The following is a 13,389-nucleotide window of genomic DNA, read 5'->3' as shown; positions in this document are numbered from 1 at the left end:
AGCCGAACCCGTGCCTTCGCAGACGACGACCCGAAGCTGTGCTCCGTCACTGACAGTGGCCGGATTTCGGCGACCAGATGCGGAGAGTGAGCGTTATGTCCACCATCCATGCCGGCCGCGGAGGCCCACTCGGGGCCGCGCTGGTCACAGGAGTCGCCAGCGTGGCCCTGTCCCTCGTCCTGGGCCTGCCGGGCGTCGCGACGGCGGCACCGGGCGACCTCGACCCGGACTTCGGCGGAGACGGCAAGGTCACCGTCGACATCGCCAACGCCGAGGGGAACTCGGACGTGCTCGTCCAGGCGGACGGCAAGATCGTCACGCTCGCCAGCGGCTCCGACTTCGAGCAGCCGTACGACTTCGTCCTCGTGCGGCACAACGCCGACGGCAGCCGTGACACGACGTTCGGCGGCGGCGACGGCGTCGTCTTCACGGACCTGGGCGCGGGCACGCACGACGACGCCCGGGCGCTGATGCAGGACGGCTCCGGAAGGATCGTCGCGGTGGGCAGCGCCACGACGCTCGACGCCGGCCCGCAGCAGGTCGCGCTGGCCCGCTACAACGCGGACGGCTCCCTGGACACCACCTTCAGCGACGACGGCAAGCTCGTCACCGGGCTCGGGGAGACCGGCGCGAGCGTCGCCAACACGGTGATCGGGGGAACCGACGGCCGGATCATCATCGGCGGCGCCCTGGGCGGCAACGCGATGGTGGCCGCCTTCACCTCCGCCGGTGTCCCCGAGGCCCCGTGGGGCGACGACAACTCGGGGAAGACCGTCTTCACGTACCCCGGCGGCAACTCGGCCGTCCACGACCTGACCCCGGCGGGCGGCGAGACGTACCTCGCGGCCGGATCCAGCCCCTCGGGCTTCGGACTCATGCGCTTCTACCAGGAGTTCGGAGGCACGGACCTGTCGTTCGGCGACAACGGCAGGGTCGCCACCCCCTTCGGCAACGAGATCGTGAGCGTGGAACAGGTCGTCGGCGGGTTCGTCGCCGCCGGATCCAGCGGCAGCGGGACGAACTCCCGCTTCGCCGTGGCCCGCTACAACGACGACGGAACCCTGGACCCGGCGTTCGGCGGCGGCGACGGAACCGTGACCACCGCCTTCGGCGCGAACAGTGCGATCGCGCACGACATGGCCGTCCAGGAGGACGGAAAGATCGTCGTCGTGGGCGGCGCCGCCCTCGACTTCGCGCTCGCCCGCTACACCACCGACGGCTCCCTGGACACCGGATTCAGCGGCGACGGCCTGGTGACCACCGACATCTCGACCTTCTTCGACGAGGCCTACGGCGTGGCGCTGCAGTCCGACGGCAAGATCGTCGTGTCCGGCCAGGACGGCGACAACCAGGCCATCGCCCGCTACCAGGTCAGCGGCACGCCGCCCCCGCCGGTCACCGTGGACCTCTCCGTCGCCAAGACCGGTTCGGCCACCGTCAGTCTCGGTGACCAGGCCACGTACACGATCACGGTGACCAACACCAGCGCCACGACCACCGCCACCGGCGTCGTGGTGTCCGACAGCATCACCGGCGGGTCCGGCACCATGATCGCGGCCACGCCGAGCCAGGGCGGTGCCTGCACCCTCACCGCCACCACCGCCACCTGCCCCCTCGGGACCATCCCCCCGAACGCCTCGGCTTCCTTCACGCTGAGGGTCGAGCCGCGGGCCACCGGCACCCTCTGGGACGGGGCCGCGATCGCCGCCGTGGACCAGGACGACACCGACCCCACCGACGACAGCAAGGTCTACGCCACCACCGTCAACAACGCCCGGGGCTGCACCATCGTCGGCACCAGCGGCGCCGAGACGGTCAACGGCACCTTCGGCAACGACGTCATCTGCGCCCTCAGCGGCCACGACACCATCAACGCCGGCGGCGGCAGCGACACCGTGTACGCCGGACCCGGCAACGACCTCGTCAACGGCGGCAGCGGCAACGACCGGCTGATCGGCCAGTCCGGCAACGACCGGCTCAACGGCGACTCCGGCAACGACAACCTCGACACCCGCGACTCCGTCACGTTCAACGACGCCGCGTACGGCGGCCTCGGCTTCGACACCTGCTCCACCGACACGGGCGACATCCGCAACAGCTGCCCGTGACCCCTCCCCGCGCGTGAGCGCCGTGGCCCGCCCGGGTCACGGCGCTCACCCGCGTCGGCGGCCCGGCCTATCCTTCGTGGCATGGCCCTCCCCTCCCGTCCCCGCGGCGGCCGTGTGTCCCCGCGGGCGGCCGACGCCGCCGTGGCGCTCGTCGTGGCGCTGGTCGTGGTGGTCTGGACGCTGGTCCAGATGCGGTACGAGACCGAGTCGACGGCCCGCACCGTGCTCGGCTGGGGCCTGAACGCGGTCGGCTGCGGGGCCCTGTACTTCCGCCGCCGGGCGCCCGTCACGGTCGCCGTCGTGACGCTCCTGGCCTGCGCGGTCTACTACCCGCTGAGCGCGTACGACGGACCGCTGATGATCACCTTCGCGATCGCGCTGTACACCACGGCCGCCGAGGGCCGGTTCGCCGCGGCCGTGGCGCTGGCCGCCGTGACCCTGCTGGCCGTCGGCCTCGGCGAGATCCGGCAGCAGCCCGGCCACCGGCAGATCGACGACACCTCCCTCGCGATGCTGGCGGGCTGGCTGATCAGCCTGGTCGCGATCGGCCGCGCGCAGCGGACCCGGACCGCCTATCTCCACGAGGTGGCGCAGCGGGCGCTCGCCGCCGAGCGGGAGCAGGAGGCGCGGGCCCGGCAGAGCGCGACGGAGGAGCGGCTGCGGATCGCCCGCGAGGTCCACGACGTGCTCGGACACAGCATCAGCCTGATCAACGTCCAGTCGGGCGCGGTGCTGCACCGGCTGAGCAAGAAGCCGGACCCGCAGGTGGCCCTCGCCGCGGCCGAGGAGGCGCTGCAGGCGGTCAAGGCGACCAGCAAGGACGCGCTGCGCGAACTGCGGGCCACGCTCGGGGTGCTGCGGCAGGCCGACGAGGCCGCGCCGACCGCGCCCGCGTCCGGCCTCGGACTGCTCGGCGAGCTGACGGCACGGGCCGGGGCGGCCGGCATCGACGTCCGCACGGAGGTGGCGGGCACGCCCGTACCGCTGCCGCCGCCGCTGGACCTGGCCGCGTACCGGATCGTGCAGGAGTCGCTGACGAACGTCGCCCGGCACTCCGGGGCCCGTACGGCGCGGGTGACGGTCGACTGGGGTCCGGACGAGCTGCGGCTGCGGATCGAGGACGACGGCGAGGGCGCGCCGGAGGACGAGCCGCTGGGCAGCGGCATCCGGGGCATGGCCGAGCGGGCCCGTGCCTTCGGCGGCGAACTGACCGCCGCGAACACCGACGGCGGCTTCCGGGTGGATGCCCGGCTGCCGCTCACCGTTTCCGAGGGGGACCTTCGATGATCCGTGTCGTGCTCGCCGACGACCAGACGCTCGTCCGGGCGGGCTTCCGTTCCATCCTGGCCGACGAGGAGGACATCGAGGTGGTCGGCGAGGCCGCGGACGGCGAGCAGGCCGTCGCGCTGGCCCGCGAACTGCGTCCGGACGTCGTCCTGATGGACATCCGGATGCCTGGTCTGGACGGCCTGGAGGCGACCCGCCGGATCACCGGCGACGAGCGGCTCGAAGGGGTCCGGGTGGTCATCCTGACCACCTTCGACGTGGACGACTACGTGTACGGCGCGCTGCGCGCGGGCGCGTCCGGCTTCCTGGTGAAGGACACCGAGCCGATGGAACTGCTGCACGGCGTACGGGTGGTGGCGCGCGGCGACGCGCTGATCGCGCCGGGCGTGACGCGCCGTCTGATCGCGGAGTTCGCCGGCCGCTCGAAGCAGCCCGACCCGAGCCCGCGGCTGAACGCGCTGACGGACCGGGAGCGCGAGGTGATGGGCCTGGTGGGGGCGGGTCTGTCCAACGACGAGATCGCGCAGCGCCTCGTGCTGTCCCCGGCGACCGCGAAGACGCATGTCAGCCGGATCATGACGAAGCTGGACGTGCGCGACCGGGCGCAGCTGGTGATCCTGGCGTACGAGTCGGGGATGATCACGCCGGGCTGGCTGGCCTGAGTCCGGGGGCGGGTGCCGGGGCAGCCCGTCCGGACCCCGAGTCTGCTGCCCCGGGCCCGTAGGGGTCCGGAGGCCCGTGCCGCAACTCCCGGAGTACGTCCGGCGCCTCCGTCGCAACCGCCGGGGTAGGCCCGCTGACCACCCCGGGCCGACGCGGCGCCCGTAGCCGTACGCCGACGCTGGCAGCGTGAATGACGACGTCCTCGATCTCGCGCGGCTCCAGTTCGCCCTCACCGCGGGCGGCCACTTCCTCTTCGTCGCCCTGACCCTGGGGCTCGCGACGGTGGTCGCCGTCCTCCAGACCCGGGCCACCTTCGGCGGCTCGGCGCTCCACACACGCCTGGTGCGCTTCTGGGGCGGGCTGTATGTGATCAACTACGCGGTCGGCATCGTCACGGGCATCGTGATGGAGTTCCAGTTCGGGATGAGCTGGAGCGGGCTGACGCACTACGCGGGCAATGTCTTCGGCGCCTCGCTCGCGGTGGAGACGATCGTCGCCTTCTTCGTCGAGTCGACGTTCCTGGGGCTGTGGATCTTCGGCTGGCACCGCTTCAACAGATGGGTGCACCTGGCGATGATCTGGGTGGTCACGCTGACCGCGTACCTCTCCGCGTACTGGATCCTCGTCTCCAACGGCTTCCTCAACCACCCGGTGGGATACCGGACCGAGGGCGGCGTGCTGGTCCTGGACGACCCGGTCGCGGTGCTCACCAACCCGTCCGCGCTGCTCGCCTTCGGCCACATCCTGGGCGGCGCGCTGCTGACGGCGGGCTTCTTCATGGCCGGGGTCAGCGCGTACCACCTGTTCCGGCGCTCCGCCGAGTGGGAGTTCTTCGGGCGCAGTCTGCGGATCGGGGTGTGGCTGTCGGCGCCGGCGCTGATGGTGACGGCGACCCTGGGCGGGCTGCAGTTCTCGCTGCTCGGGGACCTCCAGCCCATGAAGGCGGCCATGTTCAGTCAGAAGACGGCCGAAATAGCGCAGATCCAGGCGGACATGGTCGCCCGCTTCGGCCCCGGGGACTACGTGCCCTCCGAGGTGTGGACCCGCGGCGGCGGTCTGGTGATGCTGATCGCGTTCGCGCTGATGATGTACCTCACCCTCGGTGGCGCCGTCCTGGCCTGCTTCAGGAAGGTCGTGTACCGCTTCCGTCTCTGGCATCTGCTGCTGATGGCCGCGGTGCCGCTGCCCTACCTCGCCATGATCGGCGGCTGGGTGTTCCGGGAGGCCGGCCGGCAGCCCTGGGTGGTGTACGGGCTGCTGCGCACCGAGGACGCCGTCTCCGACCTCTCCCCCGGCACCATGCGCGTCTCGCTGATCGTCTTCACCACGCTCTTCGCCCTGCTCGCCGTGCTCAACGCCTGGCTGCTCGCCCGGCACGCCCGACGCGGCCCCGTCGACGCCGGTCTCGGCCACGACGACCGGGCCGAGGACGACGACCCCGCCGACGCCCTGCCCGCCGCGCGCTACTGAGGAGCGACCACCGTGGAGATTCCTGCCCTCGCCCTGCTCGCCTTCTTCGCCACCGGCTACTTCGTGCTCGCCGGCGCGGACCTCGGCACCGGGATGCTCCTGCCGTACCTCGGCCGGGACGACCGCGAACGGCGGCTGGTCATCGCCTCGTTCGCGCCCTTCTTCCTCGGCAACGAGGTGTGGCTGATCGCCACGGCCGGCGTCCTCGCCGGCTGCTTCCCCGCCCTGGAGGGCGAGTTGCTGACCGGACAGTTCCCGGTCCTGGTCCCGCTGCTGACCGGCTGGATCGTCCGGGACGCCGGCCTGTGGTCCCGCGGCCGCGGACCGGGCCGGCGCTGGCGGGCGGCCTGCGACGGGGCGGTGGTGTGCGGCAGCTGGACCGTGGTCCTGTCCTGGGGATGGCTGCTCGCCGGGCCGCTCACCGGGACGCCGTACGCCCCCGCCGGCGGGCTCGCCGCCGTCCTCACCGCTCTCGCCACGGCCGCGCTGTTCGCCGCGCACGGCCTCGGGTTCGCCGCGCTGCGGCTGACCGGGACCCCGTACGGGCGGGCCCGCCGGCTCGTCGGCCGCACCGCGGGCTCCTGGCAGTCCTTCGCCTTCACCGGCGCGCTGCTCGCCGTCCTGCCCCTGCTCGCCGGGGCGGCCCTCTCCCCCGCCGGCGCGACGGCCGACGGGGCGACCCTCGCCCTGCTCGTGCCCGCGCTGCTCGTCGTGACGCCGCTGCTGGTCGCCGCCCAGGCGTGGACCTGGTGGACGTTCCGGCACCGGGTCACCCGCCCCTCGTACCTGTAACCCCCTACTGCCGAAGGAGTACCGAAATGACCGTCACACGGGAAACGGGCCGCGCGCCCGCAGCGGACGCACGGCGCGGCAGCGTCTTCGAACGCCTGGCGGCGTTCTCGTACCGCCGGCGCTGGGGCGCGCTGCTGCTGTGGATCGTGGTGGTGGCCGGGATCACGGCCGCCTCCATGGGCGTAGGCAGCGCGTACCACAACGACTTCTCGCTGCCCGGCACCGATTCCCAGGCGGCGATGAGCGTGCTCGAGCGGCACGGCTCGGAGCAGGCGAACGCGACCCTCCAGATCGTCGTCAAGGGCGAGGACGGGGTGCGCAGCGCGCCGGTACGGGAGCGGGTCGAGGGCCTCCTCGACGACGTGGCCGGCCTCCCCGGCGTCACCGGGGTGCGCAGCCCGTACGAGGACGGCGCCGCGGTCTCCGCGGACGGCTCCGTCGGCTACGCCACCGTCACCCTCGACGGGCAGGCCGAGGACGTCCCCCGCGAGGACGTCCTGAAGATCAACGAGACCGTGCGGGACGGGCAGGGCGACGGGCTGACCGCGGCCGTCGGCGGCGACGCGGCCCGCGGCGCCGAGGAGGGCGGGGGCGGGGCCGCCGAGGGCGCGGGCATGCTCGGCGCGCTGGTGATCCTGGTCTTCCTGTTCGGCTCGCTGGTCGCGGCGAGTCTGCCGCTGGTCACGGCGGTGTTCGCGGTCGCCGGCTCCATCGGCCTGATCGCGCTGGCCTCGCGCCTCGCGGACGTCGCCGACTTCACGCCGCCGATCATGATGCTGGTCGGGCTGGGCGTCGGCATCGACTACGCGCTGCTGATCTTCTCCCGCTACCGCGGCGAGCTGCTGGGCGGGGCGGAACCCGAGCGGGCCGCGCGGACCGCGCTCGACGCGGCGGGCCGGACGGTCTTCTTCGCCGGCTGCACGGTGATCATCGCGCTGATGGGCCTGGTGGCGCTCGGCCTCGGCTCGCTGCAGGGCGTGGCGCTGGCCGTCGCCCTGACCGTCCTGGTCACGATGGCCGCCTCGCTGACGCTGCTCCCGGCGCTGCTGGCCCTCTTCGGGCGGCGGATCCAGCGGCAGGTGACCCGGCGAGCGGCACGGTCCGGCCGGGTGGAGGGCGCGCGCTGGCGGCACTGGGCGACCGGTGTGCAGCGGCGGCCCTGGGCGGCGCTGCTGGTGTCCGTGGTGGCGCTCGGCGCGCTCGCGGCCCCGGCGCTCGACATGCGGCTCGGCTTCGCGGACGCCGGCAACGACGCGCCGGCCAAGTCCAGCCGGCAGGCGTACGACCTGCTCGCCGAGGGCTTCGGACCGGGCTTCAACGGCCCGCTGATCGTGGTCGTGGACGGGGCGTCCGCGCAGACGGCGGGCAAGGTCCGGGCGACGCTGGAGGCCACCGACGGCATCGCCGCCGCGAGCGGACCGATCCCCACGAAGGACCCCTCCGTCGCCACCGTGATCGCCTTCCCCGAGTCCGCCCCGCAGGCCGAGGCGACCTCCGGACTCGTCGACCGGCTGCGCGACGGCGTGCTGCCGCCGCTGGAGCGGGAGACCGGGGCGGAACTGCTGGTCGGCGGTCCGACGGCGGCCACCGAGGACTTCGCCGCGACCGTCTCCGACCGGATGCCGCTGTTCGTGGCGATCGTGGTCGGGCTGTCCGCCCTGCTGCTGCTCCTGGTGTTCCGCTCGGTGCTGATCCCGCTGAAGGCGGCGCTGCTCAACCTGGTCAGCATCGGCGCGGCGCTCGGCGTGATCACGCTGGTGTTCCAGCACGGCTGGTTCGGTGTGCAACCCGGCCCCGTCGAGGCGTTCATCCCGGTGATGATCTTCGCGATCGTCTTCGGGCTGTCGATGGACTACGAGGTCTTCCTGCTCTCCCGGATCCACGAGGAGTGGGAGGCGACGAAGGACCCGCAGGGCGCGGTGCGCGAGGGGCTCGCGGCGACCGGCAAGGTGATCACGGCGGCCGCGGCGATCATGATCGTGGTGTTCGCGGCCTTCGTGCTCAGCCCGGACCGGATGCTCCAGCAGTTCGGCCTCGGCCTCGCGGTGGCGATCCTGCTGGACGCGCTGGTGATCCGCTGCCTGATCGTGCCCGCGGTGATGCAGTTGCTCGGCCGGCGGGCGTGGTGGCTCCCGGCCCCGCTGGCCCGGCTGCTGCCGGCCGTCCGCCTCGAGAAGCACTGAGCGGACGGTCGTGCGGCAGGGATCAGGCGTCGTCCGCCACGGCCGGCGCCCGGTCCGTCCGGTCGTCCGCCGACGCCTGGCTCCGGCTGTTCAGCGCCCGCTGGAGCCGGGCCACGACCGCCTCGCCGTAGCGCCGGTGGCCGTGCACCCGGGGATCGTCCGTCACGTCGTACCGCTTCACGTACGCGCCCAGGAACGCCTGCAGCGTGGCCACCGCGGGGATCGCGATCAGCGCGCCGACGGCGCCCAGCAGGGCCGTGCCGGCGACCACCGAGCCGAACGCCACCGCCGGGTGGATGTCGACGGTCCTGGCGGTGAGCTTGGGCTGCAGGACGTAGTTCTCGAACTGCTGGTACACCACGACGAAGGCCAGCACCCACAGCGCGTACCAGGGGTTGACGGTGAACGCGATCAGCATCGGCAGCGCGCCCGCCAGGTACGTGCCGATGGTCGGGATGAACTGCGAGACCAGACCGACCCAGACGGCCAGGGCGGGCGCGTACGGCACGCCGAGGATCTCCAGGAGCACGTAGTGCGAGACGCCGGAGATCAGCGCCATCAGTCCGCGCGAGTAGAGGTAGCCGCCGGTCTTGTCGACCGCGATCTCCCAGGCCCGCAGCACCTCCGCCTGGCGGGCCGGCGGCAGCACGGAGCAGAGCGCGCGGCGCAGCCGGGGCCCGTCGGCGGCGAAGTAGAACGAGAACAGGAAGATCGTCAGCAGCCGGAACAGCCCGCCGAGCACGGTCGCGGAGACGTCGAGGACGCCGGTCGCGCTGTTCTGGACGTACTTCCGCAGCCAGTCCGAGCGCAGCAGGCTGTCCTGCACCTCGACCCGGGACAGCTCGGTGTGGAAGGTCTGGTTGATCCAGTTGATCAGCGAGTCGAGGTACTGCGGGAAGTCCTCGACCATCTCGACGATCTGGCCCGCCAGCATCGAGCCGAGCAGCACGACGAAGCCGATGCCGACGACCGCGACGCCGAGGAAGACCAGGAAGGTCGCGAGGCCCCGCCGCATGCCGCGGGCGGCCATCCGGCCGACCGCCGGCTCTATGGCCAGGGCCAGGAAGAACGCGATCAGGATGTTGACGAGCAGCCCGACGAGCTGGTGGAAGGCCCAGCTGCCGAGCTGGAAGCAGGCGTAGAGCGCGAGCGCGAGGAGCATGGCCCGGGGCAGCCAGCGCGGCATCCGCGCGGACACGCCGGCGGCCGGCGCCGGGGTCTGCCCCGCGGCGGGCCCAGAGGCCGGCGCCGGGGTCGCGGTGTCGGCCGCGGCCGGCTGCCCGGCCTGCGGCGCGGGTGCGGGCGCCGTCGCGGGTCTCGCGCTGCCGTCGACGACGGCGGGCGCGATCACGCCCGCGTCGGCGCCGGTGGGGTTCTCGGGGGTCTGCCGTTCGTTCCGGTCGGTCTCGTCAGTCGGGGCCACCACGCCAGTCTCGCGTACCGCGCGGACAATCGGCCGCCACCCCCCGGGACCGGCCCGGGATCAGCGCTTGTCGGCGGGCACGTCCACAGCGGCGCAGACCGCCCGCCAGACGTCCTTCGTCTCCCAGCCGGCGTCCAGCGCCTCGCGCACCGTACGGCCGCCCAGCTCCGTCATCACATGGTCCCGTGCGAAGGAGTCGGCGTACGACTCACCGAAGTGGTCGGCCATCCGCTCCCAGAAAATCGTCAACCGCATGCCACCAGTATCCCGCTCCTGAGAGTGCAGCCTGCGGCGCAAGGGGTTCGCCGGGGACGGATCGGTCCTACCGTCGGACCATGGCTGGAAATCCCTCCGCGGCTCCGCTCGGCACTCCGCCCGGCGTCCCCCTCGGCACCCCGCTCGCCCGCGCCGAGCAGTTCGTCTGGCTGACCGCCCGCGTGCTCGAACAGCGGCGGTTCGCCTACCACTTCCTGCGCGGCGGCGCCGAACCGGTCGAGGCCGCGCTCAACGCGTACCTCAACGAGGACGGCGGCTTCGGCCACGCCCTCGAACCCGATCTGCGCGGCCCGGTCAGCCAGCCGCTGCACACCGCGCACGCCCTGCGCGTCCTGGACTCCGTCGGACGCTGCGGCGGACTGCGGGTGGAGCGCATCTGCCGGTACCTGACCGACGTGTCCACCCACGACGGGGCGCTGCCCGCCGTCCACCCGTCCCAGCGCGGCTATCCGGCCGCGCCGTTCGTTCCCGTGACCGAGCATCCGCCGAGCTCGCTGCTCGCCACCGGGCCGGTGGTCGGACTGCTGCACCGCAACCAGGTCTGGCACGCCTGGCTGTTCCGCGCCACGGACTTCTGCTGGGCCGCCGTCGAGAACCTCCGGTCCTCCCATCCTTACGAGGTACAGGCCGCCGTCGCCTTCCTGGACGGCGTCCCGGACCGTTCCCGCGCCGAGCGGGCGGCCGACCGGCTGGGCCGGCTGGTCCGCGAGCAGCGCCTGGCCGTGCTCGACCCGGAGCGCCCGGAGGCGTACCCGGTGGCGCCGGGCTACGCGCCGGGCGAGCATCACTACCCCCACGACTACGCGCGGGTGCCGGACTCGCTGGCCCGGCGCTGGTTCACCGACGAGGAGCTGGGCCGCTCCCTGGACTTCCTGGAGTCGGCCCAGCGGGACGACGGCGGCTGGCCGCTGCTCTGGCGGGAGTGGGCGCCGGGCTCGGCGCTGGAGTGGCGTCCGGTGGTCACGATCGAGGCGCTGCGCACCCTGCGGGCGCACGGCAGGAAGGTGGACTGAGGCGGTTTGAAGGCGGTTCGGCCGCAGAGGGCGCGCGCCGCGGCTCAGCCGCCCAGGGCGCGCACCGCGGCCGTCACGGCGACGGCCGCGGCGACCACGACCAGGAACGGTGCCCGCAGTACCAGTGCCACGGCCGCCGCGCCCACGCCGGCGGCCCGGGCGTCGATCACCAGGGCGCCCTGGGCGCTGAAGGTCTGCTGCGCGGTGAGGGCGGCGAGCAGGGCGACCGGCATCAGGGCGGCCAGCCGGCGCACGAGCGGGCGCTCCAGGGTGTGGGCGGGGACGAGCAGGCCGAGGAGCTTCACGAGGTAGCAGCCGACGACGGTCAGGCCGATCGCGATCCAGACGGTCGTGGGGTTCATCGCGCGTCCTTCCGCTTCTCCGTGGTCGCCTTCTCCGTGGCCTTCTCCGCGGCCGCCTTCTCCTTGGCCGCCGCGCGGCGGCCCTGTGCCCACAGCACGGCCGGCGCGGCCAGTGCCGCGACCAGGACCGGCACGCCGGCCGGCAGGACGGGCAGCAGCCCGAGGCCGAGCAGGACGGCGAGCCCGGCGGTGGCCCGCTCCGTGGTGCTGCGCAGCATGGGCGCGAGCAGCGCCAGGAAGACGGCCGGTCCTGCGGCGTCCAGGCCCCAGGCGGCGGTGTCGCCGATCGCCTCCGCGCCGAGGGCGCCGAGCAGGGTGGTGAGGTTCCACAGCACGTACAGGGCGAGGCCGGTGACGGTGAACCCGAGGCGGACCGCGCGCCGGTTCGGCTGGGCGAGGGCGACGGCGGTGGTCTCGTCGATGACCCAGTGCGCGGCGAAGGGCTTCACGGCGCGCGGCAGGGCGAGCAGCTGGGAGAGCCGGAGCCCGTAGAAGGCGTTGCGGGTGCCGAGGAAGAAGGCCCCGGCGGCCGCGGTGAACGGGTTGCCGCCCGCGGCGAGCGCGCCGACCAGCGCGAACTGGGACGCCCCGGTGAAGACCAGGAGGCTGAGCACACAGGTCTGGAGCAGGGTGAGTCCCGCGCCGGCCGAGGTCACGCCGAAGGCGAAGCCGGAGAGCCCGACGGCCACGCCGACGCCGAGGGCGTCGCGGACGACCGCGGAGTCCGGCTTGGCCGGCCCGGACTGACCGGACTGACCGGACTGACCGGACTGACCGGACGGCCCGGACGGACCGGTCCGCTCCGGTATGACGGGGGGTGCTGTCTGTTCTGCCACGTCGGCGACGTTACGGAGAGGTCCCGCCCGTGGTCTTGTACGTTCTTGCGCCTACGCTCTCGCGCCGCGCTCCCGCTGGTACGCCCCCGGCGGGACGCCGACGCTGCGCGTGAAGTGCCGGTTCAGGTGCGGCTGGTCCGTGAAGCCGACGGCCACGGCCGCCTCCGCCGGGGGCGTGCCCGCGTCGAGGAGCCGCCGGGCCCGCCGTACCCGGGCGTCGGTGAGCCAGGTGTGCGGTGGCATGCCGTACGTCTCGCGGAAGGCCCGCAGCAGCGCGAAGGGGCTGGTGCCGAGTTCGGCGGCGAGCCGTTCCAGGGTCGGCGGCTCGGTCATCCGCTCCTCCAGGAGCGCCCGGGCGCGGGCCGCGTCGCGGGCCCCGGCGGAGCGCGGCGGGCGCAGCGGCTGCGCCAGGCCGCCGTGGCTGCGCAGCATCCGGGCGGTGACGAGGCGCAGCAGGCTGTCGGCGGCGAGCGCGTTGCCCTCCTCGGCGGCCCGGTGGACGCCGATGACCAGCTGGGCGGCGTACGGGTCGTCGACGACGGGCTGGGTGAAGCCGACCGCGCCGCGCACGGGCAGGATGTCGGCGGCGATCGACTGGACGAGGCCGGCGTCCGGGTAGATCGTCCGGTACGTCCAGCCCTCGGGGACGCCGGCGTGGCCGGTGTGCGGGGTGTCGGGGTTGACCAGGGCGAGCTGGCCGGGACCGGCGCTGACCAGTTGGTCGCGGTAGTGGAAGTCCTCCACGCCCTCGGTGATCGCCGCGTAGACGAAGGTCTCGTGGGTGTGGCGGGAGAACGTCTTGCGGATGTAGTGGGCGTGCAGCAGGTCGACGCCCGGCAGCTCGGCGTACTGCCAGTACCGTGCCCGTTCGCGTGCCGCCATGCCTCCATTCTGCGCCACGGGCCGGTCGGCGGGCCGGTCGGCGGGCCGGTCGGCCGGGTGTTTGCGCAGGTCCGGGCGGTTGTCAGTGGCCGGG

General features: G+C 73.5%; 12 protein-coding genes. 7 read left to right on the top strand and 5 right to left on the bottom strand.

Translation table 11 applies throughout. The features are described 5' to 3' along the window. The first annotated feature begins 161 nt into the window (after positions 1 to 161). The 6 genes from ABZO31_RS24955 (at position 162) to ABZO31_RS24930 (ending at position 8,503) form a co-directional block, all read left to right on the top strand. Positions 162 to 2,108, top strand: coding sequence for a calcium-binding protein (locus tag ABZO31_RS24955; RefSeq protein ID WP_406863504.1), 1,947 nt, complete (start codon positions 162 to 164; stop codon positions 2,106 to 2,108). An 81-nt stretch (positions 2,109 to 2,189) separates the two neighbouring features. Next, positions 2,190 to 3,395, top strand: coding sequence for a sensor histidine kinase (locus ABZO31_RS24950; protein WP_406863503.1), 1,206 nt, complete (start codon positions 2,190 to 2,192; stop codon positions 3,393 to 3,395). Next, positions 3,392 to 4,057 (top strand): response regulator transcription factor, encoded by a 666-nt coding sequence (locus ABZO31_RS24945; protein ID WP_406863502.1) that lies wholly within the window; start codon positions 3,392 to 3,394, stop codon positions 4,055 to 4,057. The genes ABZO31_RS24950 and ABZO31_RS24945 overlap by 4 nt, the downstream gene beginning before the upstream one ends. A gap of 187 nt (positions 4,058 to 4,244) precedes the next feature. After that, entirely contained in the window at positions 4,245 to 5,528 is a 1,284-nt protein-coding gene (locus tag ABZO31_RS24940; protein WP_406863501.1) for a cytochrome ubiquinol oxidase subunit I, read from the top strand. 12 nt (positions 5,529 to 5,540) lie between these two features. Then, positions 5,541 to 6,320, top strand: coding sequence for a cytochrome d ubiquinol oxidase subunit II (locus ABZO31_RS24935; protein WP_406863500.1), 780 nt, complete (start codon positions 5,541 to 5,543; stop codon positions 6,318 to 6,320). Between the two features lie 26 nt (positions 6,321 to 6,346). After that, entirely contained in the window at positions 6,347 to 8,503 is a 2,157-nt protein-coding gene (locus ABZO31_RS24930) for an MMPL family transporter (protein ID WP_406863499.1), read from the top strand. A 22-nt stretch (positions 8,504 to 8,525) separates the two neighbouring features. On the opposite strand, the gene ABZO31_RS24925 is transcribed toward ABZO31_RS24930, so the two are convergent. Further along, the gene (locus tag ABZO31_RS24925) at positions 8,526 to 9,689 is read right to left on the bottom strand and encodes an AI-2E family transporter (RefSeq protein ID WP_406865466.1); all 1,164 of its coding nucleotides are present in this window, start codon (positions 9,687 to 9,689) and stop codon (positions 8,526 to 8,528) included. A 297-nt stretch (positions 9,690 to 9,986) separates the two neighbouring features. After that, a complete protein-coding gene (locus ABZO31_RS24920) occupies positions 9,987 to 10,181 on the bottom strand; it encodes a DUF3046 domain-containing protein (protein ID WP_406863498.1) in 195 nt (64 codons plus the stop codon). Positions 10,182 to 10,261: 80 nt separating this feature from the next. Between ABZO31_RS24920 and ABZO31_RS24915 the strand changes: the two genes are divergently transcribed. Further along, entirely contained in the window at positions 10,262 to 11,215 is a 954-nt protein-coding gene (locus ABZO31_RS24915; protein WP_406863497.1) for a hypothetical protein, read from the top strand. Positions 11,216 to 11,259: 44 nt separating this feature from the next. Here ABZO31_RS24915 and ABZO31_RS24910 read toward each other — a convergent pair whose 3' ends face one another. The 3 genes from ABZO31_RS24910 to ABZO31_RS24900 are packed head-to-tail and all read right to left on the bottom strand — an operon-like array spanning position 11,260 to position 13,295. After that, positions 11,260 to 11,577 (bottom strand): AzlD domain-containing protein, encoded by a 318-nt coding sequence (locus ABZO31_RS24910; RefSeq protein WP_406863496.1) that lies wholly within the window; start codon positions 11,575 to 11,577, stop codon positions 11,260 to 11,262. Continuing rightward, positions 11,574 to 12,413 (bottom strand): AzlC family ABC transporter permease, encoded by an 840-nt coding sequence (locus ABZO31_RS24905; protein ID WP_406863495.1) that lies wholly within the window; start codon positions 12,411 to 12,413, stop codon positions 11,574 to 11,576. Before ABZO31_RS24905 ends, ABZO31_RS24910 begins: the two co-directional genes overlap by 4 nt. Before the next feature lie 51 nt (positions 12,414 to 12,464). Continuing rightward, positions 12,465 to 13,295, bottom strand: a complete 831-nt coding sequence (locus ABZO31_RS24900) for an AraC family transcriptional regulator (protein WP_406865464.1) — start codon at positions 13,293 to 13,295, stop codon at positions 12,465 to 12,467. Between the last annotated feature and the right edge of the window lie 94 nt (positions 13,296 to 13,389).

The sequence above is a fragment of the Streptomyces solicamelliae genome (assembly GCF_045348655.1).
GTDB lineage: Bacteria > Actinomycetota > Actinomycetes > Streptomycetales > Streptomycetaceae > Streptomyces > Streptomyces solicamelliae.
The sequence above is the reverse complement of the archived record's forward strand: the minus strand, read 5'-3'. Positions and strand labels throughout refer to the sequence as shown.